This window comes from Arthrobacter sp. 10L430 (genome assembly GCF_056395245.1).
In genome coordinates, this window is sequence record NZ_JBFTJD010000007.1 from 1 (window position 1) to 26407 (window position 26407).

The following is a 26407-nucleotide window of genomic DNA, read 5'->3' on the forward strand; positions in this document are numbered from 1 at the left end:
GCGTAGTCGCCCTTGGGGTGGCCGAGGATTTCCAGGGCCCGGTTGGCGATGACCTCGTTGGCGTTCATGTTCGAGGAGGTCCCGGCGCCGCCCTGGATGACGTCGACGACGAACTGGTCGTTCAGGAGCCCGTTGAGCACGTCGGTGCACGCGGCCTCGATCGCGGCGGCGCGCTCGGGGTCCAGGAGCCCGAGTTCGAGGTTGGTGCGGGCCGCGGCGAGTTTCACGGCGGCCAGGCCGCGGACCAGGTGCATGTTCGTGGACAGCGGCTGGCCGGTGATGGGGAAGTTCTCCACGGCCCGGAGCGTGTGCACACCCCAGTACGCGGCGGCCGGAACGTCCCGGTCGCCCAGGAGATCATGCTCGGAACGGACGTCCGGAGCGGTATTGGTGATGGTCATGATGGGTCCTCACGGCTTCATTGACGGGTTTGGACAGAAATTATTGGTCTGCGGTGGAAATCAGTGGTCTGCGGGGCCTGGGTGATGGCCGCCGCCCAGGACATCGAACAGTGGTGCGCCGCATCATGGAGTAGCCGGGCATTCGCCACCGTCAGCAGCTGTTCAGGCAGCAACGTCCCGGCAAGGTGGCCCGGCAAAGTAGGCCCAGGCAGGGCGGTTCAAGAACGTAGTTCAAGCAAGGCGGTTCAGACAACAGTGGTTGAGGCAACGCGGAGGCAGAAGGATTCAGCCGTCTCGATGGTTATTTCTCGCCGCCGGGGACGATGCTGACCAGAGCGCACTCCACCCCGTGGAGGTGCCTTGTCATTGCCCGGGACGCTTCCTGTGCGGATCCCCGCTCAATGGCGTTGAAGATGCGCGTGTGTTCGGAGTCAGATGCCTTGCGCCGGTCAGCTACCAGGTTGAGGGTGTTCGACTGGTCCGCCATGGCCTCGCGGATGTCTGACAACACGCCCGCAAAGACGCCGTTGCCGCTGCACCGGGCTATGGTGGCGTGGAACTCGGCGTTCAGAAGCACCCAGTGCTGGAGGTCGTCCTCGTCCGCCATCGCATCAAGGATTTCGCGCAGTGCCTCCACATCCTCGGGAGTCCGGCGTTCGGCAGCCAGGGCAGCGGCCGGCACCTCGATGTGGGGGCGCGCCTCCACGAGGTCACGTGCCGAATACTTGCCGAGCTTGAGGTCCTGGGCAACGCGGTCGGCGATGACGAACGTGCCTTTTCCCGTGTACGTTGCCGTCAGCCCGAGTGCGTTGCACGAACGAAGTGCTTCACGGACCATGGACCGGCTCACGCCGTACTGCTGTGCCAGGGATGCCTCGGAATCCAGCCTGGCGCCGACGGGGATCTTGCCGCCTTCGATGGCGTTTCGGAGGGAGGTGAACACGGCTTCGGCGGCGCCGACCCGGATCACCTTGTCTTGTCCAACTGTCCAGCTGTCCAACAGGTTGCTCATGCAAGAAATATGGCACGGGTCACGTCTCCCTGTCAACGTGTGACGGCGCGCCCTGTCGTCGATTTCCTAGGCCCTGGCCAGCATCCGGAGTTTATCGAAGCTCTCGGTCCAGCCGTCCCGGTGCAGGGTAAGGCGCTCCTCCGTCGCGAACCCAGTCTGCGAGAGCGTGAGAAGCATGGCGTTACCTGCGGTCTCAAGGGACAGTGTGACGACGGTTTCACGGTCGTCCGGAGTGGGTTCTTCCCAATGGAACGTATAGACGAGTCGATTCGGCGGGTCGATCTCGAAAAACTCGCCGGCCAGGTGGAACAGATCGCCGTCCGGCGGTTGCATCGACAGGCGGTAAGCGCCGCCCTCGCGGAGGTTGACTTTCGCTTCAGGCGTCGTGAAGCCGCGCGGCCCCCACCATTTCACCAGTTCCGGCGGTTCGGTCAGCAGGCTGAAGATGCGCTCACGGGGCGCATCGAGAGTACATTCCAAGGTCAGAACCAGTCCGCCTGGCTGTTCAGTCATGTTCCGACTCTGGCACCGGACGGTCCCGGGAGTAAGTGGCCTTCCCCTTCCTGATTCGGCGGGGCTGGCTGTCACTTCGCGAGTGTCAGCAGCTTGCCCTCCTGGACGGCCTGCCGGGACAGCGTCTTGTAGCCTTCCTGCTCGAACAGCACGGTGATCACGTCCTCCTCGTGCCGCATCACCAGGCCCGGCCCCCACTCCTTGTGAACAACAGAGGCCTGGAGCGGGAACGGTTCCCCGCCCGCGGCGGCCGCGGCGCCGTCGTCGTAATCCTCCTCGTAGGCGGAGCCGTCGGCGCAGTTGTCGCAGTTGCCGCAGGGCTCGGGGAGGTCCTCGCCGAAGTAGCCCAGCAGGAACTGGCGCCGGCAGGAGTCAGTCTCGGCATAGCCGCGCATCATCTCGATGCGCGAGCGGTCCACGCGCTGGCGCGCTTCGGCGAGTTCGACGGCGCGCTCCACCACCGCGGGCAGCTTGGCGCCGGATTCCAGCCGGATGCCGCGCTTGCCGGTCTTCACGGCGCGCGTCTCCTGCAGCTGGTTCAGCAATCCGGTGAGCTTCCGCGGGGAAAAGCCGGTCTGCTCGGCAAGGGCTTTCTGCTTCAACGGTCCGTCAGCGGCGCGCAGGACAACAAGAACAGCCAAGAGCGATTCCTCGTCCGGAGTGTGCGTGCCGAAGAATTTGCGCAGGCCCAAGTCTTCGAGCCGGTAGTGCAGGACGGCGGCGGCCGGTTCGCCGTCGCGCCCCGAGCGGCCGATCTCCTGGTAGTAGCTGTCCAGGGAATCGGGGATGTCGGCGTGGATGACGAAGCGGACGTTGGGCTTGTCGATGCCCATGCCGAACGCGGTGGTGGCCACCACGAGGTCGAGCCCGTCGTCGAGGAACTGCTCGTGGGCGCGGTCCCGCTCACTCTGTTTCCGCCCGGCGTGGTAGGCCTCTGCGCGCAGCCCGCGCTCGGTGAGCTCAGCGGCGTACGCCTCGGTGTCCTTGCGGGTGGCGGCGTAGAGCAGGCCCGGACCCTTGAGTTCAGCCACCTGCTCCACCACGGCGCGGCGCTTGTCCCGGTCCTCAAGGTGGCGGACCACGTCGAGCCGGATGTTGGGCCGGTCGAAGCCGTGGACCAGGACCAGCGCGTCCTTCATGCGCAGGCGCTGCTGGATTTCGTCGCGGACCGGGGGAGAGGCGGTGGCGGTGAGGCCGACGACGGGCGGGTTGCCCAGCTGCCCACGGACCTCGCCGAGTCGGAGGTAGTCGGGGCGGAAATCGTGGCCCCAGGACGAGACGCAGTGGGCCTCGTCCACCACGAACAGCGAGACGTTCAGGGCGGCGAGGCGCTCCACGGTTTCGGTCTTGGCCAGCTGCTCGGGGGCGAGGAAGAGGAAGACGGCGTCGCCGCGTTCGGCGGCTTCCCAGGCGCCGTTCACTTCGGAATCGCTGCGGCCCGAGTTGATGGCGACGGCGGCGTCCCCGCCGAGGTCCTCGAGCAGGCCGTCCAGCTGGTCCTCCTGCAGCGCGATCAGCGGGGAAACGACGACGGCGGGACCGCCTGCGGGGGCATCCGGGCTTCCGCTGTGGCCGGCTCGGTTTTGGTGCAGGTGCAGCGCGGCCACCTGGTAGATGGCCGACTTTCCGTAGCCGGTGGGCATCACGGCGAGGACGTCGCGGCCGGCGGCGAGCGCGCGCATCCCGGCGAGCTGGCCTTCGCGGAGGTGGGGGAGTCCGAAGGTTCCGGCAGCGAGCTGGCGGAGGCCGGCGTCGTAATCGGTGGTGTTTTCGGTGGGGGTGGCGTTGGTGTCACTGGCGTGGGTGTCACTGGCGGCAGCGGCGGCGAGGGCCTCGGTCATGGTGGCAGCTCCGTGGGTGCGATCCATTGGCCGGGTGTCTTCAGCCGTGGAATCTACCCTAGTCCCAGGTTCGCCGGGCGTCATGTCGGTCCCAGCTCCGGCCGGCACCTCCCTGCCGGCCGCAGTTCATCGGTTCAAGGGTCAGCGGTCAGAGGGGCCGTGGGCTTCGGACTGGGGCGGGGAACCGCCTGTGGGCGTGAACTCTTACGGTGGCCTGGGCGGGCCTGGAGCGATTGCCCATTTCCCTGCGCCCCGCCGGTGGGTACGGTTGCCCCATGCAGAAGATTTCGATTGACGCACTGGCCACGCAGCAGCTCCAGGCTGCAGTTTCGGCCGGCAGCGGGCGGGCTGCCGACACCGTGTTCGGCGGGCACGAGAAGGTGATGCGCCAAACGGTCATGGCGCTCAAGGCGGGGACGAGTCTCAGTGAGCACCAGAACCCCGGCGAGGCAACCATTTTTGTCCTCCGCGGCTCGCTTTGGCTGCGGTCCGGCGGCGAATCCTGGCAGGGCAAAACAGGTGATTTGCTGATCATTCCGGACGGGCTGCACAGCCTGGACGCGGAGGAAGATTCAGCCTTTTTGATGACGGTGGCGAAGATCAGGCAGTAGGCACTGGTGACGTTGGCCGCACCGGCGTGGACAGTGCTGTTTGGACTGTCCGGGCACGTGTAATATCCCTTCAGGGGGCGGAGACGCCGGAGCGTCAAACTGGGGGACATCAGCGCATGTGCAAGCGATAAAGCCGTGTGAAATCAGCCGTGAAAACACTCAAGTGGGATCACTCGTGTCACTTCCGGTGAACTCACTCCTGTGACTCACTGCGCCGTCCTGACTCAATGCGACGTCCGGAACCAGCCAGCCCTCAAAAGCTGAGAGTCCGGACGGTCCCCAGCGCTACCTGCAACCTCCCCTTCCCGCCGAGCCGATGGTCCGCCAAACGGCTCAGCAGCCACCCGCGGCACTCGCCGCAAACCCATCACCCCGCCCAAATCGGTGACCCCTGCCGTCGCCAGCCCGAAAGGACAGCCATGAGCCAGCCCGGCCAGACCCCGCCTCCACCTCCGCCGGCGCCCGACTACACCACCTATGGTGCGCCGGGGTTTTTTGAAGGCCAGCAGAGCCCCGGCGGGTTTGGGCAGGGGCAGTACGCGGGCAAGCAGTATGCTCCGCAGTTCGGGGCGGCTCCGGAGAAGTTCTTCGTCACCACCTGGCTGCTGTCCCTGTTCCTCGGCGGCCTGGGCGTGGACCGCTTCTACCTTGGCAAGATCGGCACAGGCATTGCCAAGCTGCTGACTGCCGGCGGCTTGGGCTTCTGGACCCTCATTGACCTGATCCTCATCCTGGCGGGGAAGCAGCGGGACAAGGCCGGCCGGCCGTTGGCTGGCTATGCGCAGCACAGGGTGGTGGCGATTGCCGTCTCCGCGGTGCTCGTGGTGGGCGGCAGCCTCGTGGGTGCCGTCATCGGGGCCGGCGCGGCACTGGCCATCAACAGCGCCGGCACGTCGCCGATCGTCTCGGCTGCGCCTCTCACGGACGAGTCCGCGGCTCCGTCTCCTTCCGCGTCGGCTGGGGCATCCGAGGAAGCTGTTGCCGGCGATGACCGTCCCCGTCTGATTGCGCAGTCCTTCGCGGGAACCGGCGACGACGTCAAGACTGTGGACCTGAAGGGGATACCGGCGCTGGTGACCTTCACCTGCAAGGCGTGCTCGGGCAACACGGTTCTGGAGACGAACGGGGCCGAAATCATGCTCGTGAACACCGTCGGCGGCTACACCGGCTCCCACCTTGTGGACACCAGCACCGGTTCCGCAACCTCCGAGTTCGCCATCAGCGCCGACGCAGCCTGGACCCTGAAGGTGGAGGATGTGGACGCCGTCCCCACGGCCACCGGCAAGGCAAGCGGGCACGGTGACAAAGTCATCTACTGGGACGCGCCCACCGACAAAGCTGCCATTACCAACAAGGGCGAAGGTCAGTTTCTGGTGGAGGGCTTCGGGGCCGACGCTCCGGAACTGCCGGTCGACGAGGATGGCACCTACAGCGGCACGGTCCAGCTGACGCCCGGCTTCGTGCAGATCAAGTCCGAGGGTGACTGGACGATTACGGCGAAGTAGCGCCTCCGAGCGGCCTCCGCCAGGGTGGATGCCCTGACCTTAACGACGAATGGCCCCGACAGACCTCTGAGTCTGCCGGGGCCATTTTGCATGTCGGAGTCGCAGGCCATCGCCTTTATCGACCGTCAGCAGGCACATTCAACCTGCCAAAACCGCTCTTTCCCTTTATCCGTTACGAGCGCAAAATTAGCCACAACGGCTCCTAAGGTCGGCGAAAACCATGAGCAGAGAACTTTCGAATGCAGCTGCTTCGATACCTGTGGCAATTTCAGAAACCTTCCTCGATCGACACCGGCTGCGAAAAGCCAGGGCCTTACTCCTAGGCATGTTGCTGTCACTTGCCGTGCTATTCGTCCCTGCCGGACCAGGGTTCGTCGTGGGCCGGGCGGACGCAGCACGTGAGACGGCGGGCGCAATCGCCGCACCAGCGCAGCCCCTTCAAGACGCGTGCAAAAAGGCCCAGGAGCTCACGAGCAACAAGAGACCCGCGGATGCGCTGGCGCTTATCGACAAGATTCGCGGGCCAGCGCCTCAACAGGCCCAGACCATGAGCACGGCGTGCGAGGAACAACGGCTCAACGCCATCCTGAAGGCCCAGCAGATGGCAGACGAGCCCCAGAAACCCGAGACCAACCCTGCGAAGCAGGCGGCCAATGACTGGGACCGCTTTGTGAAGAACGTTGCTACCCCGTTGTCAGGTGCGGGGCTGGCGTTGCTTGGCCTTGTGGTTTTCTTTCTGCTCATCGGGAGGCTTCTCGCCTTTGTCCCGAAGATGCCTTTTTTCAAAGTTACTTCTGTGCTGCGGGCAGTGCTGCTATTTGCCGGTCTGGGACTGATATTCGGGGGTTCCTATTGGATAGTTTCCGTGCTGGCGGCGCTGAAAGCAGAGAGTTTAGACGCAGGCACCTTCTGGGCGCTCGCCGGCGTGTGCCTGGTCCCTTTCGCCGGTGCAGCGTCCCTGGCCTTCTATCTCAGCAGCAGGCTTCGCATCTCGCTGGAGGTTCGCGGCGACGACGACGAGCCAAGCAAAGCTGACGCCTCTTATGTTGCCGCACTCCTCGACGAACTTGGCGCCGCACCTCCGCGCGGAATCGAGGTCCCTCAGGGCACAGATGTGTCGGCACTGGGAGACAGCGCCCTCACCGTCGCACTCAGCAACAAGGTTCTGGCGGCGGCCCAAAAGATACTGACTTCAATATTTGGTGTCACGCCGTGGAACGTGGTGGTTTCGCCTGCCAACGAGAATTCGATAACGGTTGCCATGACGCGCAACAGTTGGGCGGTGGCCGCGGCCACCATAGACCGGACGGCACTTGGCCTGCCGGGGAAGGCGGGGGGAGGAGCGGCGCCGGCCGGAAAGGGATCGCAGGCGAAACCGGGCTCTGGAACAGCGTCGGAGCTGCACAAAATGGCTGCCGCCTTCGTGCTCGTCACGCTGGCAGGCAAGCACCACGGATTCGAGGGATTGTGCGGTGCGACGGACTGGCGGAGTCTCGGTTTGCATGACATAGCGACCACGGAGGAATGGGCAGCAGGGGATCCTGGGAGGACGCTCTTGGGTAAGGCCATTGATTTGGACCCGGAGAACATGCTGGCAGAAATAGCGCTGTAAAACCGAATGTACCGGCACGCTACTGACTCACAAACATTCAAGAAGTATGCGGATTGGCTGTCTCACAAGGCCAAAGCGATGAGAAACGACATGGACGCCGAGACCAAGTCGGCGGCGGGCTACACGTGTCTGCTGTACCGGATTGAAATGACCTTCCTGAGCGCAGTTCTCAACTTGCCCGTGACGGACGAATTCAAGGCGCTACGTTCACAAGCCCGGGCACGTGCCCATGATCTGCTGAACTCGCTCGAGCCCGGCAGGCGCGTTCGCGTCCCCGGACCACTGGCTCACGGCATGCGCCTGCATGCTGCACTCGCTTACCACGACCTTTTCGGAGCCGGCAGCGGCGTAGCATCCGACGCGGAAGCCGACGCGGGCGCCAAAGCCTGGGAGAAAATAGCAAGCCCGTCCACTGGCCACCCGCTCCCGTACTTCGTCACTTGGTACAACGAGGCATGCGCCTCACTCGCGCCCGGCGCGGCTTACGCTGCCGCCTGCAGCATTGCCAGGAAGGGCGGACTGGCTAGCGAAGCCGAAGTCACGGAGAAGCTGAGGTATGCCTTTACGATCCCGGGACTCAAGGTATGGGCGCGGCAGGATCCCGAGCTGAAGGACCTCCGTTCCAGCCCGGCCTTTCTTCAGTTTCTGGGCGTGACGGCCCGGCAGGACTTCTGGAAGCTGGAGGCATTCGCGCCCTATGAGAAGCAGCTCCGGGAAGCAGGCCTAGCAAAGCCCGGTGACCTGCACCAGAAGGAAGTGGGGCAGAGTGACATCAGCGCCTACCTTCAGGTAAGCCCCTTGGTCCTCAAACGGCTGTGCAGGCTGGCGGCGCTTGTGCGCCGGGCGGAAGCCGTGCCAGGCAGCGGAGATGCCTGGCACATCTACCCGTTCCGGGTGGAAGTGGTGGGCGCGCTGGTGCACGCAGGGATTGAATCGCCGAAGACCATCCAGGATCCATGGATAGCGGAGAATGCCTCGGACGCGGCTGGCTCCGGCGACCCGGGCCCGTTCATCACAGGGCTAAGGGAAGGCATCAAACAGCGGGTCCTGATGGCACCGGACGCCAGCCAGCTGAAGGCGTGGCTGCGCCAGCTGAAGGAGACACCTGAGGACTACGCTGGCCAATATGAAGCAGACTGACGCTACCGCCGCTACGGACGTCGCCGCCGTCGTACCTTCCGCTGAAGAGTCCGGCACGGTGCATAACGCCGCACAGCAGAAGGTGCTGGAAAGGTTGTCCGCAGCGGGGATCAGCGCCGACAGTTCGCCGCGCCGCCTGGCCGAGTACGCGTACGACGCCTCCAACTACCGGGTGCCGCCGCTGGCCGTGGTGTTCCCGCGGTCCGTGGAGGACGTGGAGGCAGCGCTCGCGGTGTGCCGGGAGACCGGGACCCCGCTCATCAGCCGCGGCGGCGGAACGTCGATGGCGGGCAACGCGATCGGGCCCGGCGTGGTGCTGGACTTCTCCCGGCACATGCACCGGATCCACGGGATCGACGAGGCGGCGGGCACCGTGGCCGTGGATCCCGGCGTGGTGCTCGCCGTGCTTTCGCGCGAGGTGGAGAAAGCCACCGGCAACCGGTTCACCTTCGCCCCGGACCCGTCGTCGAAGAACCGCGCCACCGTGGGCGGCTCGCTGGGCAACGACGCGTGCGGGAACCACTCCGTCCGCTACGGCCGCACATCGGACCACGTGGTGGAGCTCGACGTCGTCACTTCCGACGGCGCCCGGCTCACCGCCACCGCCACGGGCCTGCGCGCCACGGACGCGGCGGACAAAGTTGCGGCGACGCGCGCCGCCGCCCTGACCGACTCGCTTCAGGAGCTGGCGCACAACAATATGGCCGACTTCCGCGTGGAGCTGGGCCGGATCCAGCGGCAGGTCTCGGGTTACCACCTGGACAATCTGCTGCCGGAGAAGGGCTTCAACGTGGCCCGTGCCCTGGTGGGCTCCGAGGGCACGTGCGTGATCGTCACCGGAGCCCGGATGAAGCTGGTGCCCAAGCCGGCCAGTGCCCTGCTGGTGTGCCTCGGCTACGCGGACGTGGTGGACGCGGCGCGGGACATCGAAACCATCCTCGAATTCTCCCCGGCCGCTGTGGAAGGCATTGACGAGGCGATCGTGGACACCATGCGCTTCCGCCGCGGCGAGGGCGCGGTGCTGGGGCTGCCGGAGGGCAAGGCCTGGCTGTACGTGGACCTCGACGGCGACGACCCCGCCGAAGTCGCGGCCGAGGCCAACAGGCTGCTCGAGCGGCTGCGGCAGAACGGGCGCCTCGTGGCGGGCCGGCCCGTTCCCGACCCAACCCAGCGGGCATCGCTGTGGCGCGTGCGCGAGGACGGCGCCGGGCTGTCGTCCCGTCTTTCCACAGGCGGTGAGTCCTGGCCCGGGTGGGAGGATTCCGCCGTCGCGCCGGAGAACCTGGCCGACTATCTGGCGGACTTTCGCGGACTGCTGGACAGCTACGGCCTGCAGGGCGTCATGTACGGGCACTTCGGCGCCGGTTGCATGCACATCCGCATCACGTACGACCTGCGCGCGGCGGAGGGCCGGGACGTGTTCCGTCGGTTCTCGGCCGACGCGGCGCGGCTGGTGGTGCGGCACGGCGGCTCGCTCTCCGGCGAGCACGGCGACGGCCGGGCCCGGTCGCAGTTGCTGCCGCTCATGTATTCGCCGCGGATGCTGGAGGCGTTTGCCGCCTACCGCAGCCTGTGGGACCCGGCGGGCATCCTGAACCCGGGGTCACTCACGGACCCGGACCCGATGGATGAGAACCTGTCGCTGGACGGCGTGCCGGAGCGGGAGTGGCGTACCAGCTTCGACCTCCGGCCGCTGCACTCCGGCGGCGGGTCGGCTGCGGAGACGGACAACCCGGCGCACGCCGGTGGTAGCGGGATCGACCCGTGGGTCCACGCCGTCCAGGGTTGCATCGGCGTGGGCCGCTGCCGCACGGACGCCGGCGGCGTGATGTGCCCCAGCTACCGAGCCACCCGCGACGAGAAGGACTCCACCCGCGGCCGTTCCCGGGTGCTGCAGGACATGGTCCGCGGGGCGCGCACCGTGGAGGAGGGCTGGAAGTCCGAGGAGGTCCGCGAGGTCCTGGACCTCTGCCTGTCCTGCAAGGCGTGCTCCAGCGACTGCCCCACGGGCGTGGACATGGCCAGCTACAAGTCGGAATTCTTCGACCACTACTACCGGGGCCGGATGCGTCCGATCTCGCACTTCTCCCTGGGCTGGCTGCCTCGCTGGCTGAAGATCACCGGCCGCACGGCGCCGCTGGTCAACGCCGTACTGGCCACGCCGCTGGCGAAGGTGGCAGCCACGCTGGGCGGGATGACCACCGAACGTTCCATGCCACGGTTCGCCGGCGGCAGCGAATGGCGCAAGCAGGTTGCCGCGGCCGGCGTGGTGATGCCGGGCAGGAACGGCAGGAGGCACGACGGCGGGACTCGCCTGAGTGCCGGCGGTGCCGGTGCAGTCAATACAGACGACGGCGTGGTGCTGTTCGTGGACACGTTCACCAGGGGTTTCCGCCCCGAGGTCGCAGGCGCAGCTGCCCGCGTGCTTACCGCCGCGGGGGAGCGGACCGAGTGCTCGGCCGACGCGTGCTGTGGTCTGACCTGGATCTCCACCGGCCAGCTCGACACCGCAAAGAAGCTGCTGGGCAAGGCCGCCGAAGTGCTCGACGACGGCACGGACCGCCCCATTGTGGTGGTGGAGCCCAGCTGTGCGGCCGCGCTGCGCAAGGATCTGCCGGAGTTGGTCCACACGGACCAGGCCAAACGGGTGGCGGCACGGGTGCGGAGCTTCGCTTCGCATGTGGACCAGCTGGCACGGGCCGGCTGGTCGCCGGCGCCGTCCGAACCGCTGCCGGAGCAGGTGGTGCTGCAGACGCACTGCCACGAGTACTCGGTTTTTGGTGCCGGAACACAGCGCGCCGCGCTGACCGCCGTCGGCATCACCGACGTGGTGGACGCCACCGGGTGCTGCGGCGTGGCAGGCAACTTCGGCTTCGAGAAGGAGCACTTCGAAGTGAGCATGCTGGTGGCCGAGCAGGCGCTGGCGCCGGCACTGCGCGAGACCAGCGGGGAGTCCGTGGTGCTGACGGACGGCTTCTCCTGCGCCATGCAGGTCAAGCACCTGGACACCGAGCGGCCCGGACGCCACCTCGCCCAGCTGCTCGACCCCGGCACGCTGGTTGAGCCTGTCGAAACCCCCGCTGGTTGAGCCGGTAGAAACCGCTGCTGGTTGAGCTGTCGAAACCCCCGCTGGTTGAGCTTGTCGAAACCAGGCGCCGCACTGCTGGTTGAGCTTGTCGAAACCCCGCTGGTTGAGCTTGTCGAAACCGCATAGGCGACGCCCCTGGGCTGGTCGCCGGGTCCCTTACGGAGCTCGCGGGCACTCCTCCCGCTGCGTCGCGGTTAGGCGGCGGGGTGGACGTGGACGATGATGACCTGGACGTCCTTGGCCCCGTCGTAGCGGAGGTCGTAGTTCACCTCAAGGCCAGTGGTGAAGCCCGACGTGATGGAAAAGTCACTCTTACTGGCTGGGTCGCTCTCAGTGGAGCTGATCCAGCCTTCGGCAGATTCCTTGGCGATGCCGTAGCGCTGCACGCCGTCACGGATGAGCTCGTAGAACTCCTCCCTGGATCCCGCTGTGAGGAAATACGTGACCTCGCTGAAGTCCGCCCGGGTTTCCCCGGAAAGGAAGCGGATCCTGTCCGTCTTTCCGGTGACCTCCCCAGCCGGACCCACGATCGTGAGATCGATCTTACCGGCGCCCTTGGTATTGACCTCGGGCCCGAAATTTTCGCTGACGCCCACGTTGACGGCAGCTTTCTCCAGAGTCCCAGAACTCATGTCCAGCCGGGCGGTCCGGCTCGCCTTGATCTGCTCGACGCCTGCATCATCGAGCATGGAGAAGGCGCCGGGGGCGAGGGCAGCCGTCGTTGTGGACGTCACCGGCCCGCTGGTCACGGTGCAGCCGGTCAGGAGCAGGCTGAACGCCAGCAGAGCGGCCGCGACGGGTGCTCTCCCTCGGAGGCCACCAGCCAGATGCTGTCGGCGCCTGAACTTACGCAGTGCGACTACGGCTGCTGCCGCCAGGATTTTGTTCACGATGTTGCTCCACGAGTTCGCTGTGCTTACGGGTGGCGGAAGGCGGATCAGCCCAGCGGGAAGACGCCGATGAACCAGAACAGGGCGACGGCAAAGACGGCGAAGAACAGACTCAGGCAGCCCAGCGCGGTTCTTGTCTGGGAGGAGACATGGAAAGACTCGTTGGGGTCGGCCGGGTTGTAGGCGACCTCCACCAGCGATCCGGGCACCGGCTGCTCCGCAAACGAGACCTCAGATTCTCCTCCGAACGGCCTACCGTGCTCGTCGGTGAACTGGTACGTGGGCCAGAAGCGCCGGTTGGGCGTCATGTTGCCGGTACCGCCGCTCCAGCCGGCGCGGCTGCCGGTCACGGTGGCCTGCACGCGCGGCCAATCGGCTGCCATCTGCTCGTGCTGTCTGTTCTTCCTGACCGCGTGGATGACGGAGTAAATGACGCCGGCAACGAACAGCGCCCAGATGACGTACAGCACGATTTTCAAGTGATCCCCCAAGGCTCACAAAGCAGTATGTCAGCTTGCCCTGCCTTCGGCAGCCTGCCGCGCCAACGGATGCCCGAGCCTGGCCACGGCACAAAGGCCTGGACAGGCCAAGCCGGGATGTCAGGGTTCTGGTCTGGCGGCGAAAGGCGGCGCGGTCTCAAACCATGCTCTGCCATGCCGGTATCGGAATGCGGATCGGGTATAGCCGGCTGGTCGGAGATCGATGATGTCCTGCGCCCCTGCCTCGGGGCGTAGTGGTTTGTCCCACCACGGGCCGAAGATTGCCGGATCGGCTTCACGCACAGGGGTGACTCCTGGGAAGTCCGCGTCGATGCGGCCGCCGTGCTTCCGGACGGGAATACCGGCAAAGGTGTGCCCGGCAAGGCCGTACAGGAGCAACCGTCTGGCATCCGGGTCTGCAGGTTCCGGCAGATCGGAGCCTGCATCCCACAGCCAGGTTTCCTCAGCGAGTGCGGTGAACTCCGTGGGAGTCAGCTCGTTGATCCGGTCGAGGCCATGTATTGGGCAGTAGTCCGCGGCAGGCACTCCTTCGTTCCACATGAGATCGTTCTCCCCATCGGGGAAGGCCCGGCGGAACTCCGCCAAACAGTTGCAGCCGGGCGCTTCAGCGGCCTCCATCGGCACCTGCCCGGCATCGTTTCTTGCGTATGGCCACCATGACGCCACGCCGCGGCCGGAGGGTATTTCCCAGACCAAGCTCCGTCCCACCCGGCCATAGGCGTACGTCCGCCACACCTGACTGACCGCTTCGGCGATGGCGACGATGCTCGCCGCGGTTCCCGCCGCCGCAAAAAAGCTAGACGACGACGCTTCCCCCAGTTCCTCGTAGGTATGGCCAAGCTCCGTGGGCAACACCCCGAAGGCCAGTGCCCAGCCGCCGCACGCCGCAGCCAGAAACAGCGGAAGCCTCAGCAGGCCACGTAGAAGCGCCCGGTTTCCTGCCCGTACGGCGTTAGGGCCCACCGCCGTCGTGCGTCCCGTGAGGGAAGCCTGCGCGAGACGACAGACCGCACGCAACTGATGCCACGGCCGAGCAGCCGCACTGACGGCCCACAGGGCGGCTGCGGCAGCGCCCAGCCACCACACGACCGCTGACGCATAGCCGTCCAGGGTGTGCGGAATGGCAGCAGCCAGCAACACCAAGGGTGCAGCCACCAGTGCGTATCTGCGGAGCAGGAATCCGACGACAGAAAAACTCAAGGCGAGGAGAATGCTCGCCATCCCGAACATGTCGATGGCGCGGTAGGCGCCGGCCCAGGCAGGATCATCAAGGGTTTCCCACCCGCGGTCCACTATGAAGGCCCCGGCCGTCGTCAGCACGCCGATAAGCCACGCGAAAGTACCTTCCCGACGGACATGGGCTCGCCGCGGAAGTGCCGCCCACGCCTCAACACTGGGCCGCACGATGGCGCTGGTCAGTGTCACCTGCCCCTCCTCATCAATAGACACGGAGACGATCATGCCACGCCTGAGGGGTCTGCGATCCTCAGCGCGCCCAGCCGTTGATGTGGCGGCGTTGAGGAGACAAGTTGGCGGGCCGCCCCCGAAAGGGGACGACCCGCCGTCGTGCGTTGTGGCTGTAAAAGCTATGCGACAGGCGCGTATGCCTTCGGCAGCTTCAGCCCGCGCTGGTCCATGAGCGCACGCAGGCGGGTGGGGTAGTCGGTGATGATGCCGTCCACGCCGAGGTCCATGAGGCGTGCCATGTCCGCGGTGGTGTTGACGGTCCACGGGATGACGGGCAGGCCGAACTCGTGCGCGTCGGCGATCATCTGCGGGGTGACAGAGCGGAACGTGGGGGAGATGACGTCGTAGCCCTGCGCCTTGGCTGCCTTGGCCAGGGAGCCGTCGTAGTCGTCGATGTCGATGCCGCCGAGCTCGGGCGCGGCGCCGGGCTTGCCCACCTGCAGCCACGCGTCGCCGCTGGAGAGGGCCACGAGGGGAAGCTGCGGGGCGATCTTCTTGGTGTAGTTCAGCGTGGACCAGTCGAACGACTGCACGGTGGTGCGGCCGGACATGCCCGCCATGTAGATCTCGGTGACCACGGCCTTGGTGAGCGCCACCGAGCCTTCGCCGCCGGCCTTGCCGTCCTCCACCTTGGTCTCTACGTTGAAGCGGACCTTCTTGGCGCCGTAGTCGCGCACCAGCTGGAAGACGTCCTTGAGTTCGGCGATCCGGTTGCCCTCGATCACCTGCTGCTCCGGGTAGCCGGCCAGCTGCATGAAACCGCAGTTCAGCGTCTTGATCTGGGCCAGCGACAGCTCGGCGACGCGGTCGCCGACGTACGGGAACTCGGCATCGCCCGGGGTGGCCGGCGCGGTGTCCACGCACTTGTCCGCCTGGATGGTGTCGTCGTGCCAGACGATCACCTTGCCGTCGTCGGTCAGGTGGGTGTCCAGCTCCAGCGTGCTCACACCCAGCTTCAGCGAGTTGGCGAACGCGGCCAAGGATTCCTCGGTCCACTCGCCGCGGCCCCCGCGGTGGGCCTGCAGGTCAAAGGAGCCGTTGCGCCCGGTGGTCTTGATGGGGGCGGCGGTGTCTACGGCGTTCGACGACGGCGTGCCGGCGTCGGCGTTCGGGGCGGCGACGGCGGGGCTCGCCAGCGAGGTGAAGAGGGCGACGGCGGCCGCTGCGGTCAGGACTGTGCGCATGGTGATGGTTCCTCCTGGAAGACGGTGGCCGGCGCTGAGCCGCCGACCCGTCCACAGTATGGAAGCCAAGTGGACACCTGAGTGCGGTGAGTTGGACCGCAGGTTAACAAGTGCGCTGACCACATTTTCCCGCTGAGGAGGTGACGAGCGTGCACCCGCCCAGACCGGGGTGTCCGGTCTGGGCGGGTGAGGGGCAGGTGCCGCGACATGGGACCACGAGCTACGCGGGGTCAAAATAAACAAAAATCTCCTTGCTATAACGAATGATTCTCATTTAGGCTTAGAGCAGTAACTGCTGACAATCAACAATTTGGCTCTTTGGGTCCCTGGCAGGAGGCCATTCCTCCCTTCCGCTATCACGTCCGAGTCAAAAACTTCCAAAGAACGGACCACATTTTGACCACCACCAGCTTCCGGCCGGAGTACGTTTCCTTCGATTGCTACGGCACGCTCATCAACTACCAGACCGAGGCGGCCACGCGGCCCCTCCTCGCAGGCCGGGTGCCTGAAGAACAGATGTCTGCCTTCATGCGCGATTGGCGCCACTTCCGGTACGACCAGGTGTGCGGTGACTACTACCCTTACGAGCAGGTTCTTCAGGACGCCTGGGACCGAGTCTGCAGGAAGTGGAACCTCGAGCGCACCGAAGATGCCGGAAAGCAGTTCGGCGCCACTGTTCGGAGCTGGGGAGCTCACGACGGCGTCATTGAGCCGTTGAAGACCATGGGCGAGAACTACAAGCTGGTCATTCTCTCCAACGCTGACGACGCCTTCCTGGACGTCAGCGTGCCCCGGCTTGGCGCCCCTTTCCACGCCGTGTACACGGCCGAGCAGGCAGGTTTCTACAAGCCGCGCTATGGTGCGTTTGAGTACATGCTGCAGCAGCTCAACGCTTCCCCGGAGGATTTCGTGCACGTGTCCTCGCACACCCGTTATGACCTGATGCCGGCCGACGACTTGGGCTTCACCAACAAGGTCATGCTGGACCGCGGCTACGATCCCCACAGCCCCGCCTACAACTACACCACCGTCAATTCCCTTGACGAGCTCAACAAGCTCCTCGGGCTCTAAGGAAAGCATTATGAGTTCCGAGCAGAAAGGCAGAGTGGCTCTCGTTACGGGAGGCAATCGCGGCATTGGGCTGGAGGTTGCCAGGCAGCTCGCCGGGCGCGGCCAACATGTCATTCTGGGCGCAAGAGACAGTGCAGCCGGTGAAAGTTCAGCGGCCCGGCTCGGGGAACATGGATACTCCAGCTCCGCCGTCGAACTTGACGTAACCGACGTGAGTTCGGTCCAGCGGGCTGTCCTCTCGGTCATCAAGGAGTTCGGCCGGATCGATGTGCTGGTCAATAACGCCGGGATTGCCATTGACGGGCCCGATCACCGCCCCTCAGAGCCTGATTTCGACAAGGTCAGAGCGACGTTGGACACTAACCTGTTCGGGTCCTGGGCCTGCGCCGATGCTGTGCTGCCCCACATGCGGGCTGCGGGCTACGGGCGGATCGTGAACCTGACCAGCAACATGGCCTCCCTGGGACTGACTGCCGATGCGGAATCTCCCGCGTACCGGATCTCGAAGGCAGCGCTGAACATGCTCACTGTTGTCCTCGCAGCAGAGGTCCGCGGTGAAGGGATCCTGGTCAACGCCGCCTCGCCCGGCTACACGCGGACCGACATGAGTCCGAAGGCAACCCAAACAGTAGAACGCGGCGCGGACACTCCCGTCTGGCTGGCTACCTTGCCAGCAGACGGTCCTTCAGGCGGCTATTTTTACGAGCGCTCACCCCTGCCATGGTGATCACCCACCCCTTGCGGAAATACAAGGCATCGGAGGCAACAAGTGAAACCAAGCACTGAATCCCCCGTGAAAGCCGAGCCACGTGCCGGCGGGGACGCAATGAGCAACACACCCCCGGCACCGCCCAGCGGGATAGAGACGCCGGCGGTCTATATTGACCTCGACGTCGTCGACGCCAATATCAAACGCATGCAGGACTCCCTGGCCAACGGCGGCGTCAGCCTGCGCCCGCACATGAAATCCCACAAGTCAGTGAACCTGGGCCGCCGTCAGCTGGACGCCGGCGCAGCGGGCATTACCGTGTCCAGTGTTGGCGAGGCGGAGGTCTTCGCAGAAGCCGGGTTTGACGACATTTTCATCGCTTACACAATCTGGGCCGGTAACGCTCGTCGGGCCCAGCGGATCCGGCGCCTGCACGAGCAGGTACGCTCATTCTCCATCGGGGTCGACTCGGTCGCCGGAGCACAACAGCTCGCTCTCGCCACCCAGGGCTCACCGCAGCCGCTGCGGGTGCTGGTGGAGATCGACAGCGGAGCCCGCCGAGCCGGAGTACCACCACAGGAAGCCGGGGACCTTGCCGCGGAGTGCCTCCTGCTGGGTCTCGATGTTGCAGGCATATTCACGTACGCCGGACACGCCGGCAAGTCCAGGGATGCGCGCCCCGAAGGGGCGGCCGACGAGGTGCGTGCTGCCGAACAGGCCATCGCGTCCCTCTCCGCCAAGGGCATACCTGTGGGGATTGTGAGCGCCGGTTCGACGCCGACAGCCAGCTTCTCGTCCCGTGCTCCGATTACAGAACTGCGGCCCGGTGAATACATCTTCAACGATGCCGACAACGTGCGGCTCGGGACCTGCGGGAGTCTCGCCGATGTGGGCCTCCTCGTCGCAACAACAGTGGTGAGTACTGCCGTCCAGGGCCAAGTGATCATTGACGCCGGAACGAAGGTCCTCGGCAGGGAAGGCAACCCCGAGAAGGGTTTCGGGCACGTTCCGTCGATTCCGGGCAGTTTGCTGCGCCTGCTGAATGAGCACCATGGCTATCTTTCGATACCCGACGGCGTTGCGCGCCCTTCCGTGGGTGACGTACTGACGGTGGTTCCCAATCACGCGTGCCCGGTAGCGAACCTCTTCGACGAGTATGTGGTGACGCAAGGCGGATCCGAGATAGGTCGGTGGCCCGTGGATGCCCGCGGCCACCTGTCATAGGCGCAACAGAACCATCCCTTCGTTTGCCCCAACCCCAAAGAAGATCGGAACAGAAAATGCCTAAAGTCATCCCTGCCATTGAAGGTGTGCAGCCCGGAGGGGATTCCTACTCCCAAGTGGTCGAGGCCAACGGGCTTGTTTTTCTTGCCGGCCAGGTAGGAAGTGTCGGAGGCCGCCCGGAAACGTACCCGGCCGATTTCGAAGCAGAAGTCCGGGCCACGTTCGCGAGCGTGGAAAAGCTCCTCACCAACGTCGGGCTCGGGCTCGACGACGTCGTGCGGTGCGTCATCTACCTCACAGACTTCACCGACTTCGCCACCATGGACCAGATCTTCCGCGAAATCTTTCACACCAATCCGCCGGTCAGAGCCACCGTCGGTGTCGCAAGCCTGGCCCGTGACTGCAAGTTCGAAGTGGAGGTCACCGCAACCCGGTAGGCATCTGGACGCAGAATTGGACGTTGTCGCTGGTGGAGCGGCAGGCGGCGTAGAAGCACTCCTCTTTCAGGTTCCCGGCGGCCATTGACTGGCGTCTCGGACGGCCTACGATGAGGCGCATCAGGACATTTCAAGGAGGAGATGTGTGATGTCGATCAGCGATGTTGGCTGCGGAAGTTGAATTCACTGGCACCAAAACCGGGCCGCTGATGATGGGCGGCCAGGAGATCCCGGCGACGGGCAGAGCCGTAACCGGCACCGGAACGTACTTCGCCTCGGTGAAAGACGGGAAGATCGTCTCGTTCAGCGCCCATCCGGATGTCGCTGCCCTGTTGGGTCAGTTGGGCCTACTGCCCGAGACCCAACTGCACCGGGGGAGCTCTAGACGGTGTCCGGTATTTCGTGGATGCGATCCGGACGGCGTTCCCGGATATCAAGGTTAAGACCATCGAGGCGTCAGTGGCCGGCGGAGACATGGAGGCATGCCACATAGTACTCACGGGCACGCACAATGGCGAGATGGCCGCCATGGCGGCAACGGGCAAGAGTGTCGAATTCGGCACGACTGACATTATTCGCGTCGAGGACGGGAAGGTGGCTGAGCATTGGGGAACCACAGACAACTTGAGGCTCATGCAGCAGGTCGGCGCAATCCCTGAATAGTCCCTTACGGTGTGTCCGCGGCCTGACTGTCTTCTGCACCAGTCTCCGTTGCGGAACGAGCAGGACTCCAGGAACTGAGGAGGGCGAGGCCTGCGGCTTCCGCTGCGCTCAGCACCACAGCACCCAGCCACAGCGAAACCGGCCAGCGGATGGCATCAGTCACCGCGAAGGCGACGAGCTGGCCCGTCCACAGCAGCGCCGCGGTTCCTGCGGTGACCGCGGGCAGCCGCCGGCGAAGCCAGACTTCTGGAACCCGGGCAAGGAGCAGGTCAGCGACAACGGCGGCCACAGTGGCTCCCACTGCTCCGGCGATCGCAAAGGGGTGCAGGCCCACCATCACCACGGGCAGCCACGCCGCAGCGGCCACCAGCATGGTGACGACCCCGCGGGCAGGGCGCCTCGCCGCGGAGAGCGTGAAGAGGAACGGAGCGATGATCAGTGCCGTGGTCAGCAGGTAACTTGCCAGGGTGACGACCACCGGCATCTCCGACTGGTTGCGTCCGGGGCTGCCGAACGGTGTCGGGGTGAAGAGGGCCGTTGGCCCCGGCCGAACGAAGACGGAGACGTAAATCAGGAAGAACGCCCCCAGCCCGGTCATCAGTACGACGGCGAACAGCGCCGCCGGGGTCCACGCCACGTTCCCGGCGGGGCTGGCCGCCCGGGCGCTCCGGACGCCGGTGCCCAGGATGAGGAAGAGGCTGAAGCCCAGCAGCAGGTGGGTGGGGCTGACCAGGGCATCCAGCGAGACCTCGATGCCCAGGAGTTCGTGCCACAGCAGGTCCAGGCTGCCGGCGACAGCGAAGAGGACGAGCCCCACGACGGTTCCCCGGTAGCCGGCAGGAACAGCCTGCGCGAGGGGCTGCCCCGGTATCCGGTTCCGCCAGATCACGACGGCGGTCCAGGCCGCCGTCGCCAGCATGCCGGAGTAGAGGGCTGCGTGCCACGGCGTGAAGAACGTCTCCAGGCTGGGCAGGTTCAGGTGCGCCCAGCCGTCCAGGAAGACGGCCAGCAGCAGCCACAGCCCCAGGAGTTCTGTGACGAGGTCGCGGAGTGCGCCCGCTCGTGTGGTGTGCGCCGTATCGAGCATCGTTGCCCACTTCCAGAAGCCATCAGGTGAGGGGATGGTACTGCTGCCCCGGTCGGCTCACAAGGCAAGAATGTTCAAGGCCGGCGTCGAGGACTCACAGCCGCATACGCTCACGGAGCCTTCAAACGGAGATGAATCACCAGAATCTAATGCGGTTCAGAACTGGTCGGATCACCACCGGCAATGAGGGTCCGCGGGCGCGCCCGTTCGAAGAGTTCGTTGCGGAACCCTCGTGTGGGGAAGACTGTTGCCGTGAGCAACTCTTCCCGCACCGGCCTCGCCGTGGCCGGCCTCAGCCTGGGCACATCGCTGAACCCCCTGAACTCGTCAATGATCGCCGTCGCCCTGGTGGTGCTGCGTGAGGATTTCAGGCTCGACGTCGCCACGGTCACCTGGGTGATCACCGCTTTCTACATCACCTCGGCCGCGGGCCAGCCGCTGATGGGCAGGCTCGCCGACAGGTTCGGGCCACGGAAGCTCTTCATGCTCGGCATGGCGCTGGTGGCGGTGACCTGCGCGCTGGCACCCTTCTCGCCCAACTTCGTGTTCGTCTGCATTGCCCGCGCCCTGATGGCGCTGGGGACGGCGACGGCGTACCCGAGCGCCGTCGTCATGGTCGGTGCCCTGGCGAGGCAGGCGAACTCAACCTCCACCCGGCCGCTGGGCCGCATTCAGATGGCCAACACATCCGGGGCAGCGGTGGGCCCGGTGGTGGGCGGGCTGCTGGTGAGCCTGGTGGGCTGGCAGGCGCTGTTCCTGATCAACGTGCCGCTGGCGCTGGCCGCCCTGCTTATCGTCCGGAAGGTCGCACCCGCGGACGAGCCGCGGGAGCAGGGCAGCGTTGCCACCCTGGTGCGCGACTCGGACATCCCCGGCATCCTCGCGTTCGTCGGCGCCATGGTGCTGCTGCTCATGGGGCTCCTGAATGCATTGCCCGGGTTCCGCTGGTGGCTGCTGGGCGGCGCCATGGCATTGGCGGTGCTGTTCGCCTGGCGCGAGCTGAGCTTCGGCAGGCCGTTTCTGGACCTGCGGCTGCTCGGCAGGAACCGTCCGCTGCTGCTGGTGTACCTGGGCTTCACGGTGTTCAGCGGCGTCTACTACTTCGCATTCTTCGGCCTGCCCCAGCTGCTGCAGGAGGCCGCCGGCTACAACCCCGGCCTGGTGGGCGTGCTGATGCTGCCGCTCGCAGCCATGTCGGTAGTCATCACCCCGCTCGCGGTGCGCGCCATCGACCGGTTCGGTGTGCGGCGGGTGCTGATCGCCGGCGTCGTACTTCTGGCGGTTGCGGCAGCGGCACTCTGGCTGCTGACGGCGTCGTTCGCAGTCCTGCTGGTGCTCGTGCTGACGGCCTTGATGGGCGTGCCGTACGGCTCAGTCAGCATCGCCTCCAACCAGGGGCTCTACCTCTCCGCCGCGCCGGAGGACAGGGGAGTGGCCGCCGGGATCTTCCAGACCTGCCGGTACGTCGGCGCCATCAGCGCCACCGTGATGATCGGCATCTTCTACGGCACCGGGGTGAACCAGGAGAACTGGGGCCGCATCGTGCTGGTCATGCTGGCGCTGAGCGCAGTGACGTTCGTGGTGTCGCTGCTGTGGCGGGAGCGGAAGCCGGCGTAGGGAGACCGAAGGTGGCTTAACGCCAGCCGGGTCGTGCCCGGTCACTGCAGCCGCGCAAAGCCGGTCAGGTACCGGCAGCCACCATCACCGGCTCGCCGTTCAGATACTCAAGCTGCCAGCCGTCAACGGCGTGGTGGTGGGCCAGGTTGAGCACGGCGTTGTCGATGCTTGGCAGGGTGCGGCCGATGGCGCGGCTGAGGCTCACCCGGATGAGCGTGCCGTGGGCGACCACCAGGACGCGGCGGCCGCGGAACTCCTCAGCCAGCGCTTTCAGGGAGGCCAGCCCGCGGCTGGCTGCCTCGTCCTCGCTTTCTGCACCGCGGAAACCAGCGGGGATGCGAAGTCCGTCCAGTTCGGGACCGTCCTGCAGGCCCTCCGCGGGTCCGAAGCTGCGCTCGGTGAGCTCCGGCACCCGCCGGGCTACGCTGAGCCCGAGCCCGGCGGCGATCAGGTCGGCAGTTTCCGCGGCACGGCTTAGGGGCGAAGACACGATCGCATCCCACTCGTAGCCGGACAGGGCGGCGACGGCGTCGCGCGCCTGGCCGCGGCCGACGTCGTTCAGCGGAATGTCAGTGGATCCCTGCAGCCGGCGCTGTGCATTCCAGTCGGTCTGGCCATGGCGGACGAGGGCGAAGGTCGTAAGGGTCATGGTTTCCATTCTGCCTTCACGGCGGCAGGCTTCCCGCCATCTTCCGCCAGCCGGCAGGCCGACGGCGGCAGTTACCCAGTGCGAGCATGGAACCAGGGTCCTGCGGCCGGGTTCCGGCTACTGGGCGGAGCGCCGGTTCCGCGCCTGGCGCACCAGCCGGCTGAAGGCAAAGACGAAGACGGCCTCGATCAGCACCATCAGTCCAAGCAACGGCCACTGCCCCTGGGCGGTGAACACAATCGCGCCGGTGAGGACCAGCACGGTTCCAAGGACCAGGGCGTACACGGCGAACCCGAAGGCCACCTTTGCACTGCGAACGCCGGTGCGGAAGCCAAAGCCCAGTGGCTGGCCTCCGGGTAGTCCCGCGACGCGGTCGGGGCCCGCGGGTTTGAGCCGGTCGAACTCTTCCCACGGGTCCCGGTCCTGATGCTGATCGGTCATGCTTCCATTATCCCGCGCAGCCGGAGGCCCCGGGTCGGCCGGGGCTGGGCCCAGACCTTGGTCGACCAGGGACGCGGATGTGTCCACGTGCGTTACGTTTATGCCGCCAGCCCGCTCTGGACCTCCGCTTCGTCCTGCGGAGCCCGGGTGGCGGCCAGCCGTTTCGCCAGGTACTTGGCTTCCCGGCACACGCCGGGAAGGGTTTCCGATGCTGCCGCGAGCGACTGCTGCAGGGGAGGGGAGTCTCTCGGTCTGCCGGCTAAACTGGCAGCAGCCTGGTCCAGGGGCACTGCAGTCCCGCGTGGATTAGCTCAAGGCCGGCTCATACGATTCGAGAGATCTCGACGGCTTCACCGCTCACGAAAATCCCGCCGGACGGAGGAATGTCGACAGTGAGCACGCTTGCGCGGCCGACATGGCTGCCCTGGTGCAGTACGACGCGGCTGGGCGGCTTCACGAGTGAAAGCATTTGTAGGTATCCGCCGAAGGCAGCGGCAGCCGAACCGGTCGCCGGATCTTCGGTGATGGTGCCCACCGGAAGAGGTTGCGCGAGTCGTACTCGCCCGGTCCAATCTCGCAGAGCGTCGTGACGGTGCCGGCCCAGTTCGGGGCATCCATCAGCGTGCGCATGGGATCTGGGTCGAAAACGAATGAGTCAAAGGTCTGTCGTTCTGCGAAGACGAGAATGGGATGCCAGTTTCCGGCAAAAGCGATCATCGGAGGGTACGCAGGGTGCAGTTCGTCCCGGCCCAAGCCGAGCAAGCCGAGCAGGGTGGTCAGAACACCGTCGGGGAACTCGGCTACTCGCGGCTCAACGCTTGTGAAGCATGCCGTCACCGCTGCGCCCTTGCCTGCAGTCTCGATCGTGACAGGTCCCACCGCCGTGTCGAAGATAAAGGTCCCCGTGCCGTCACGCCCTGACAGCGCGACGGCCAAAGCAATAGTGGCATGGCCGCAAAACGGCACCTCGGCAATCGGGGAGAAGTACCGGACACGGTTTCGGCGAAAGTCTCCGTCAACCGTCGGCTCGGTGACAAAGACCGTTTCCGCATATCCGATGTCGGCCGCGATGGCCTGCATCCGGGCGTCGCCGAGGCGGGTTGCATCCAGGACAACTCCCGCCGGATTTCCGCCGTCGGGGGTGGTGGTAAAGGCGGCATAACGCAGTACTTCCGTGGTCGGTTCCATTCCGCCATCGTCGCGCAGCGTCCGGCCCCTGACCGTCAACGCTGGCCCGGCATGGCCAGCTCGGTCAGGGGGTTGTTCCCCGGGGTCCGGGGGAGGGACGATGATTCCATGCTTCCCGAGGAGCGGTTCCACGCGCTGGCGGACGAATTCAGGGCCAGCCCAGGGGTAATGGTGCCGGGTGAACCGGGACGCCGAGGGTTCGGTTCGTCCGCACTGAAGGTCAACGGCTCGATTTTCGCGATGATTGCCGGAAGCCGGCTTGTCGTGAAGCTGCCACATGATCGCGTCACCGCGCTGATCGGGTCCGGGGCCGGTGAACCGTTCGACGCCGGCAAGGGCCGGGCGATGAAGGAGTGGCTTACCGTCACTGCCGACGATGAGGAGTCATGGCTGTCCCTGACCCGTGAAGCCCTGATCTTCGTGGGGTCTGCGCACCATTCCAGCCTTGGATAACCCGGACCCCAGCTGCGGACAGCGGTCAGCCGATCCGCTCGGCGAGGGAAACGATGATCCCCTCTGGACCGCGTACGTAGGCCATGCGCCAGACGTGCTCGTACTGACCGATGTCGCCTACAAGCCCGTAGCCGTACGCGGCCAGTCCGTCGGGCGGCCGCAGCATGGCGTTCTTGAAGTCAACGATGTGCGGCATGGGCCCTACTGGTCAGACGTGTTGGGAGAAATGCTAACGCGACGACGTGCTCCGCGCTTGGTCCAGGACGACGGATCGCCGGTACGTGCTGGGCGTGAATCCCAGGGTCTTTTGGAAGTCGTTCGTCAGATGGGCATGATCGGCATAGCCGAGTTCGGCGGCTATCGTCGCGAGGTCCGCCGACGGGTCGTTCCGTGACCGGTCGGCGGCCTCTTGGAGGCGGCGTCTTCGGATGAGCGCGGACGGGCTCAGGCCAATGTACTTCCTCGCCACCCGTTGAAGGGTTCTCGGCGAGACGAACAGACGTGCCGCAACGTCTTCAATACGGGTTACGTCGGTGCATCGTCCGGTAATGTCCATCATCGCGTTGGCAAGAACGCCCTCCTCGGACACCTCTGGACTCTGCGCTTTTAGCCAGCCAGTGAAAGCCTCCACCGCGCGTTGTCGACGTTCCCGTGGTTCGGTCCTGCTCATCGCCTCCGACACGGAGGCATGCAGATCCTCGAGCGGCAGTGGCACCGTGGCATCCCGCAGGCTCCCCGGATCATCCGTGAAACGCGGAACGAGTGCGGGACGCAGGAGTGCACCAACCGCCCAGCCTCGGCCCGTGAGATCGCGATGCGTTCGACGGGTAGTTGGGCCTGCGAACTCAACGAGATCCTTCTGAACCACAAGGTTGGACGTCGGGAACGCGATCACGTGCTGGCGTGACGTGTGCCCTGGCTCAATGTCCCATTCGGGGATCCAAAACCACTGCACCAGGTTCGTGATGGACTCGGGCGCGGGCACACGGTGAAACGTGGGAAGCCGGGCAGGGTAGAGGATTCCCTTGAACGAACCCACCATGGGAGGACACTCCTTCATCCAGGCTGTCGCAATTCTCCAAGCCGCTGAGCGGACCTGTGCGT

At 65.7% G+C, this 26407-nt stretch carries 25 protein-coding genes and 2 pseudogenes; 13 read left to right on the forward strand and 14 right to left on the reverse strand.

Translation table 11 applies throughout. The features are described 5' to 3' along the window. From AC1DDG_RS09325 to AC1DDG_RS09340, 4 genes are all read right to left on the reverse strand, one after another. Positions 1–401, reverse strand: a 401-nt coding sequence (locus AC1DDG_RS09325) for a lyase family protein (protein WP_476875853.1), incomplete at its 3' end; no start/stop codon positions are given. A 301-nt stretch (positions 402–702) separates the two neighbouring features. Further along, complete coding sequence (locus tag AC1DDG_RS09330) at positions 703–1413, reverse strand: FadR/GntR family transcriptional regulator (protein WP_476875854.1); 711 nt, start codon at positions 1411–1413, stop codon at positions 703–705. A 66-nt stretch (positions 1414–1479) separates the two neighbouring features. Continuing rightward, the gene (locus AC1DDG_RS09335; RefSeq protein ID WP_476875855.1) at positions 1480–1926 is read right to left on the reverse strand and encodes an SRPBCC family protein; all 447 of its coding nucleotides are present in this window, start codon (positions 1924–1926) and stop codon (positions 1480–1482) included. A 71-nt stretch (positions 1927–1997) separates the two neighbouring features. Beyond that, complete coding sequence (locus AC1DDG_RS09340) at positions 1998–3794, reverse strand: RecQ family ATP-dependent DNA helicase (protein ID WP_476875856.1); 1797 nt, start codon at positions 3792–3794, stop codon at positions 1998–2000. Positions 3795–4042: 248 nt separating this feature from the next. On the opposite strand from AC1DDG_RS09340, the gene AC1DDG_RS09345 reads away from it, so the two are divergent. From AC1DDG_RS09345 to AC1DDG_RS09365, 5 genes are all read left to right on the forward strand, one after another. Continuing rightward, entirely contained in the window at positions 4043–4378 is a 336-nt protein-coding gene (locus AC1DDG_RS09345; protein ID WP_476875857.1) for a cupin domain-containing protein, read from the forward strand. Positions 4379–4797: 419 nt separating this feature from the next. After that, complete coding sequence (locus AC1DDG_RS09350) at positions 4798–5883, forward strand: TM2 domain-containing protein (RefSeq protein ID WP_476875858.1); 1086 nt, start codon at positions 4798–4800, stop codon at positions 5881–5883. Positions 5884–6103: 220 nt separating this feature from the next. Next, complete coding sequence (locus AC1DDG_RS09355) at positions 6104–7495, forward strand: hypothetical protein (protein ID WP_476875859.1); 1392 nt, start codon at positions 6104–6106, stop codon at positions 7493–7495. 78 nt (positions 7496–7573) lie between these two features. Beyond that, entirely contained in the window at positions 7574–8635 is a 1062-nt protein-coding gene (locus tag AC1DDG_RS09360) for a hypothetical protein (protein ID WP_476875860.1), read from the forward strand. After that, a complete protein-coding gene (locus tag AC1DDG_RS09365; RefSeq protein ID WP_476875861.1) occupies positions 8622–11723 on the forward strand; it encodes an FAD-binding and (Fe-S)-binding domain-containing protein in 3102 nt (1033 codons plus the stop codon). Before AC1DDG_RS09360 ends, AC1DDG_RS09365 begins: the two co-directional genes overlap by 14 nt. Before the next feature lie 194 nt (positions 11724–11917). Here the strand turns inward: AC1DDG_RS09365 and AC1DDG_RS09370 are convergent, their stop codons facing one another. The 4 genes from AC1DDG_RS09370 to AC1DDG_RS09385 all read right to left on the reverse strand — a co-directional run bounded on the left by AC1DDG_RS09370 (position 11918) and on the right by AC1DDG_RS09385 (position 15764). Next, positions 11918–12613, reverse strand: coding sequence for a hypothetical protein (locus tag AC1DDG_RS09370; RefSeq protein ID WP_476875862.1), 696 nt, complete (start codon positions 12611–12613; stop codon positions 11918–11920). 47 nt (positions 12614–12660) lie between these two features. Further along, the gene (locus AC1DDG_RS09375; protein WP_476875863.1) at positions 12661–13092 is read right to left on the reverse strand and encodes a DUF3592 domain-containing protein; all 432 of its coding nucleotides are present in this window, start codon (positions 13090–13092) and stop codon (positions 12661–12663) included. Positions 13093–13212: 120 nt separating this feature from the next. Further along, a complete protein-coding gene (locus AC1DDG_RS09380; RefSeq protein ID WP_476875864.1) occupies positions 13213–14538 on the reverse strand; it encodes a hypothetical protein in 1326 nt (441 codons plus the stop codon). A 161-nt stretch (positions 14539–14699) separates the two neighbouring features. Continuing rightward, entirely contained in the window at positions 14700–15764 is a 1065-nt protein-coding gene (locus AC1DDG_RS09385; RefSeq protein ID WP_476875865.1) for a glycerophosphodiester phosphodiesterase family protein, read from the reverse strand. A 396-nt stretch (positions 15765–16160) separates the two neighbouring features. On the opposite strand from AC1DDG_RS09385, the gene AC1DDG_RS09390 reads away from it, so the two are divergent. From AC1DDG_RS09390 to AC1DDG_RS09415, 6 genes are all read left to right on the forward strand, one after another. Beyond that, the gene (locus tag AC1DDG_RS09390; protein ID WP_476875866.1) at positions 16161–16835 is read left to right on the forward strand and encodes a haloacid dehalogenase type II; all 675 of its coding nucleotides are present in this window, start codon (positions 16161–16163) and stop codon (positions 16833–16835) included. 10 nt (positions 16836–16845) lie between these two features. Next, positions 16846–17562, forward strand: coding sequence for an SDR family oxidoreductase (locus AC1DDG_RS09395; protein WP_476875867.1), 717 nt, complete (start codon positions 16846–16848; stop codon positions 17560–17562). A 99-nt stretch (positions 17563–17661) separates the two neighbouring features. After that, on the forward strand, positions 17662–18768 hold the full coding sequence (locus AC1DDG_RS09400; protein ID WP_476875868.1) for an alanine racemase: 1107 nt from the start codon (positions 17662–17664) through the stop codon (positions 18766–18768). A 56-nt stretch (positions 18769–18824) separates the two neighbouring features. Beyond that, entirely contained in the window at positions 18825–19205 is a 381-nt protein-coding gene (locus AC1DDG_RS09405; protein ID WP_476875869.1) for a RidA family protein, read from the forward strand. 161 nt (positions 19206–19366) lie between these two features. Next, positions 19367–19648, forward strand: a complete 282-nt coding sequence (locus tag AC1DDG_RS09410) for an ester cyclase (protein WP_476875870.1) — start codon at positions 19367–19369, stop codon at positions 19646–19648. Next, on the forward strand, positions 19530–19868 hold the full coding sequence (locus AC1DDG_RS09415) for an ester cyclase (protein WP_476875954.1): 339 nt from the start codon (positions 19530–19532) through the stop codon (positions 19866–19868). Before AC1DDG_RS09410 ends, AC1DDG_RS09415 begins: the two co-directional genes overlap by 119 nt. Before the next feature lie 4 nt (positions 19869–19872). Here AC1DDG_RS09415 and AC1DDG_RS09420 read toward each other — a convergent pair whose 3' ends face one another. Next, the gene (locus AC1DDG_RS09420) at positions 19873–20955 is read right to left on the reverse strand and encodes a hypothetical protein (RefSeq protein ID WP_476875871.1); all 1083 of its coding nucleotides are present in this window, start codon (positions 20953–20955) and stop codon (positions 19873–19875) included. Positions 20956–21207: 252 nt separating this feature from the next. On the opposite strand from AC1DDG_RS09420, the gene AC1DDG_RS09425 reads away from it, so the two are divergent. Continuing rightward, entirely contained in the window at positions 21208–22572 is a 1365-nt protein-coding gene (locus AC1DDG_RS09425; RefSeq protein WP_476875872.1) for an MFS transporter, read from the forward strand. Between the two features lie 64 nt (positions 22573–22636). Here AC1DDG_RS09425 and AC1DDG_RS09430 read toward each other — a convergent pair whose 3' ends face one another. From AC1DDG_RS09430 to AC1DDG_RS09440, 3 genes and pseudogenes are all read right to left on the reverse strand, one after another. Beyond that, positions 22637–23221: a histidine phosphatase family protein gene (locus tag AC1DDG_RS09430; RefSeq protein ID WP_476875873.1), complete on the reverse strand. Its 585-nt coding sequence runs from the start codon at positions 23219–23221 to the stop codon at positions 22637–22639. A 117-nt stretch (positions 23222–23338) separates the two neighbouring features. Further along, the gene (locus AC1DDG_RS09435) at positions 23339–23662 is read right to left on the reverse strand and encodes a hypothetical protein (RefSeq protein ID WP_476875874.1); all 324 of its coding nucleotides are present in this window, start codon (positions 23660–23662) and stop codon (positions 23339–23341) included. 322 nt (positions 23663–23984) lie between these two features. Further along, positions 23985–24850: pseudogene (locus tag AC1DDG_RS09440) on the reverse strand (PhzF family phenazine biosynthesis protein). A gap of 108 nt (positions 24851–24958) precedes the next feature. Here AC1DDG_RS09440 and AC1DDG_RS09445 point away from each other — a divergent pair. Next, positions 24959–25303: a hypothetical protein gene (locus AC1DDG_RS09445; protein WP_476875875.1), complete on the forward strand. Its 345-nt coding sequence runs from the start codon at positions 24959–24961 to the stop codon at positions 25301–25303. Between the two features lie 25 nt (positions 25304–25328). Here AC1DDG_RS09445 and AC1DDG_RS09450 read toward each other — a convergent pair. After that, positions 25329–25454, reverse strand: a pseudogene (locus AC1DDG_RS09450) (VOC family protein); the annotation flags it as partial. A 78-nt stretch (positions 25455–25532) separates the two neighbouring features. Continuing rightward, positions 25533–26345 (reverse strand): AraC family transcriptional regulator, encoded by an 813-nt coding sequence (locus AC1DDG_RS09455; protein ID WP_476875876.1) that lies wholly within the window; start codon positions 26343–26345, stop codon positions 25533–25535. Between the last annotated feature and the right edge of the window lie 62 nt (positions 26346–26407).

Coding starts and splice junctions, on each gene's coding strand:
- AC1DDG_RS09365 (WP_476875861.1), top strand. CDS start 8,622: ATGAAGCAGACTGACGCTACCGCCGCTACGGACGTCGCCGCCGTCGTA.
- AC1DDG_RS09350 (WP_476875858.1), top strand. CDS start 4,798: ATGAGCCAGCCCGGCCAGACCCCGCCTCCACCTCCGCCGGCGCCCGAC.
- AC1DDG_RS09405 (WP_476875869.1), top strand. CDS start 18,825: ATGCCTAAAGTCATCCCTGCCATTGAAGGTGTGCAGCCCGGAGGGGAT.
- AC1DDG_RS09355 (WP_476875859.1), top strand. CDS start 6,104: ATGAGCAGAGAACTTTCGAATGCAGCTGCTTCGATACCTGTGGCAATT.
- AC1DDG_RS09395 (WP_476875867.1), top strand. CDS start 16,846: ATGAGTTCCGAGCAGAAAGGCAGAGTGGCTCTCGTTACGGGAGGCAAT.
- AC1DDG_RS09335 (WP_476875855.1), bottom strand. CDS start 1,926: ATGACTGAACAGCCAGGCGGACTGGTTCTGACCTTGGAATGTACTCTC.
- AC1DDG_RS09385 (WP_476875865.1), bottom strand. CDS start 15,764: ATGCGCACAGTCCTGACCGCAGCGGCCGCCGTCGCCCTCTTCACCTCG.
- AC1DDG_RS09400 (WP_476875868.1), top strand. CDS start 17,662: ATGAGCAACACACCCCCGGCACCGCCCAGCGGGATAGAGACGCCGGCG.
- AC1DDG_RS09410 (WP_476875870.1), top strand. CDS start 19,367: ATGTTGGCTGCGGAAGTTGAATTCACTGGCACCAAAACCGGGCCGCTG.
- AC1DDG_RS09435 (WP_476875874.1), bottom strand. CDS start 23,662: ATGACCGATCAGCATCAGGACCGGGACCCGTGGGAAGAGTTCGACCGG.
- AC1DDG_RS09345 (WP_476875857.1), top strand. CDS start 4,043: ATGCAGAAGATTTCGATTGACGCACTGGCCACGCAGCAGCTCCAGGCT.
- AC1DDG_RS09445 (WP_476875875.1), top strand. CDS start 24,959: ATGCTTCCCGAGGAGCGGTTCCACGCGCTGGCGGACGAATTCAGGGCC.
- AC1DDG_RS09455 (WP_476875876.1), bottom strand. CDS start 26,345: ATGGTGGGTTCGTTCAAGGGAATCCTCTACCCTGCCCGGCTTCCCACG.
- AC1DDG_RS09430 (WP_476875873.1), bottom strand. CDS start 23,221: ATGACCCTTACGACCTTCGCCCTCGTCCGCCATGGCCAGACCGACTGG.
- AC1DDG_RS09330 (WP_476875854.1), bottom strand. CDS start 1,413: ATGAGCAACCTGTTGGACAGCTGGACAGTTGGACAAGACAAGGTGATC.
- AC1DDG_RS09420 (WP_476875871.1), bottom strand. CDS start 20,955: ATGCTCGATACGGCGCACACCACACGAGCGGGCGCACTCCGCGACCTC.
- AC1DDG_RS09360 (WP_476875860.1), top strand. CDS start 7,574: ATGAGAAACGACATGGACGCCGAGACCAAGTCGGCGGCGGGCTACACG.
- AC1DDG_RS09340 (WP_476875856.1), bottom strand. CDS start 3,794: ATGGATCGCACCCACGGAGCTGCCACCATGACCGAGGCCCTCGCCGCC.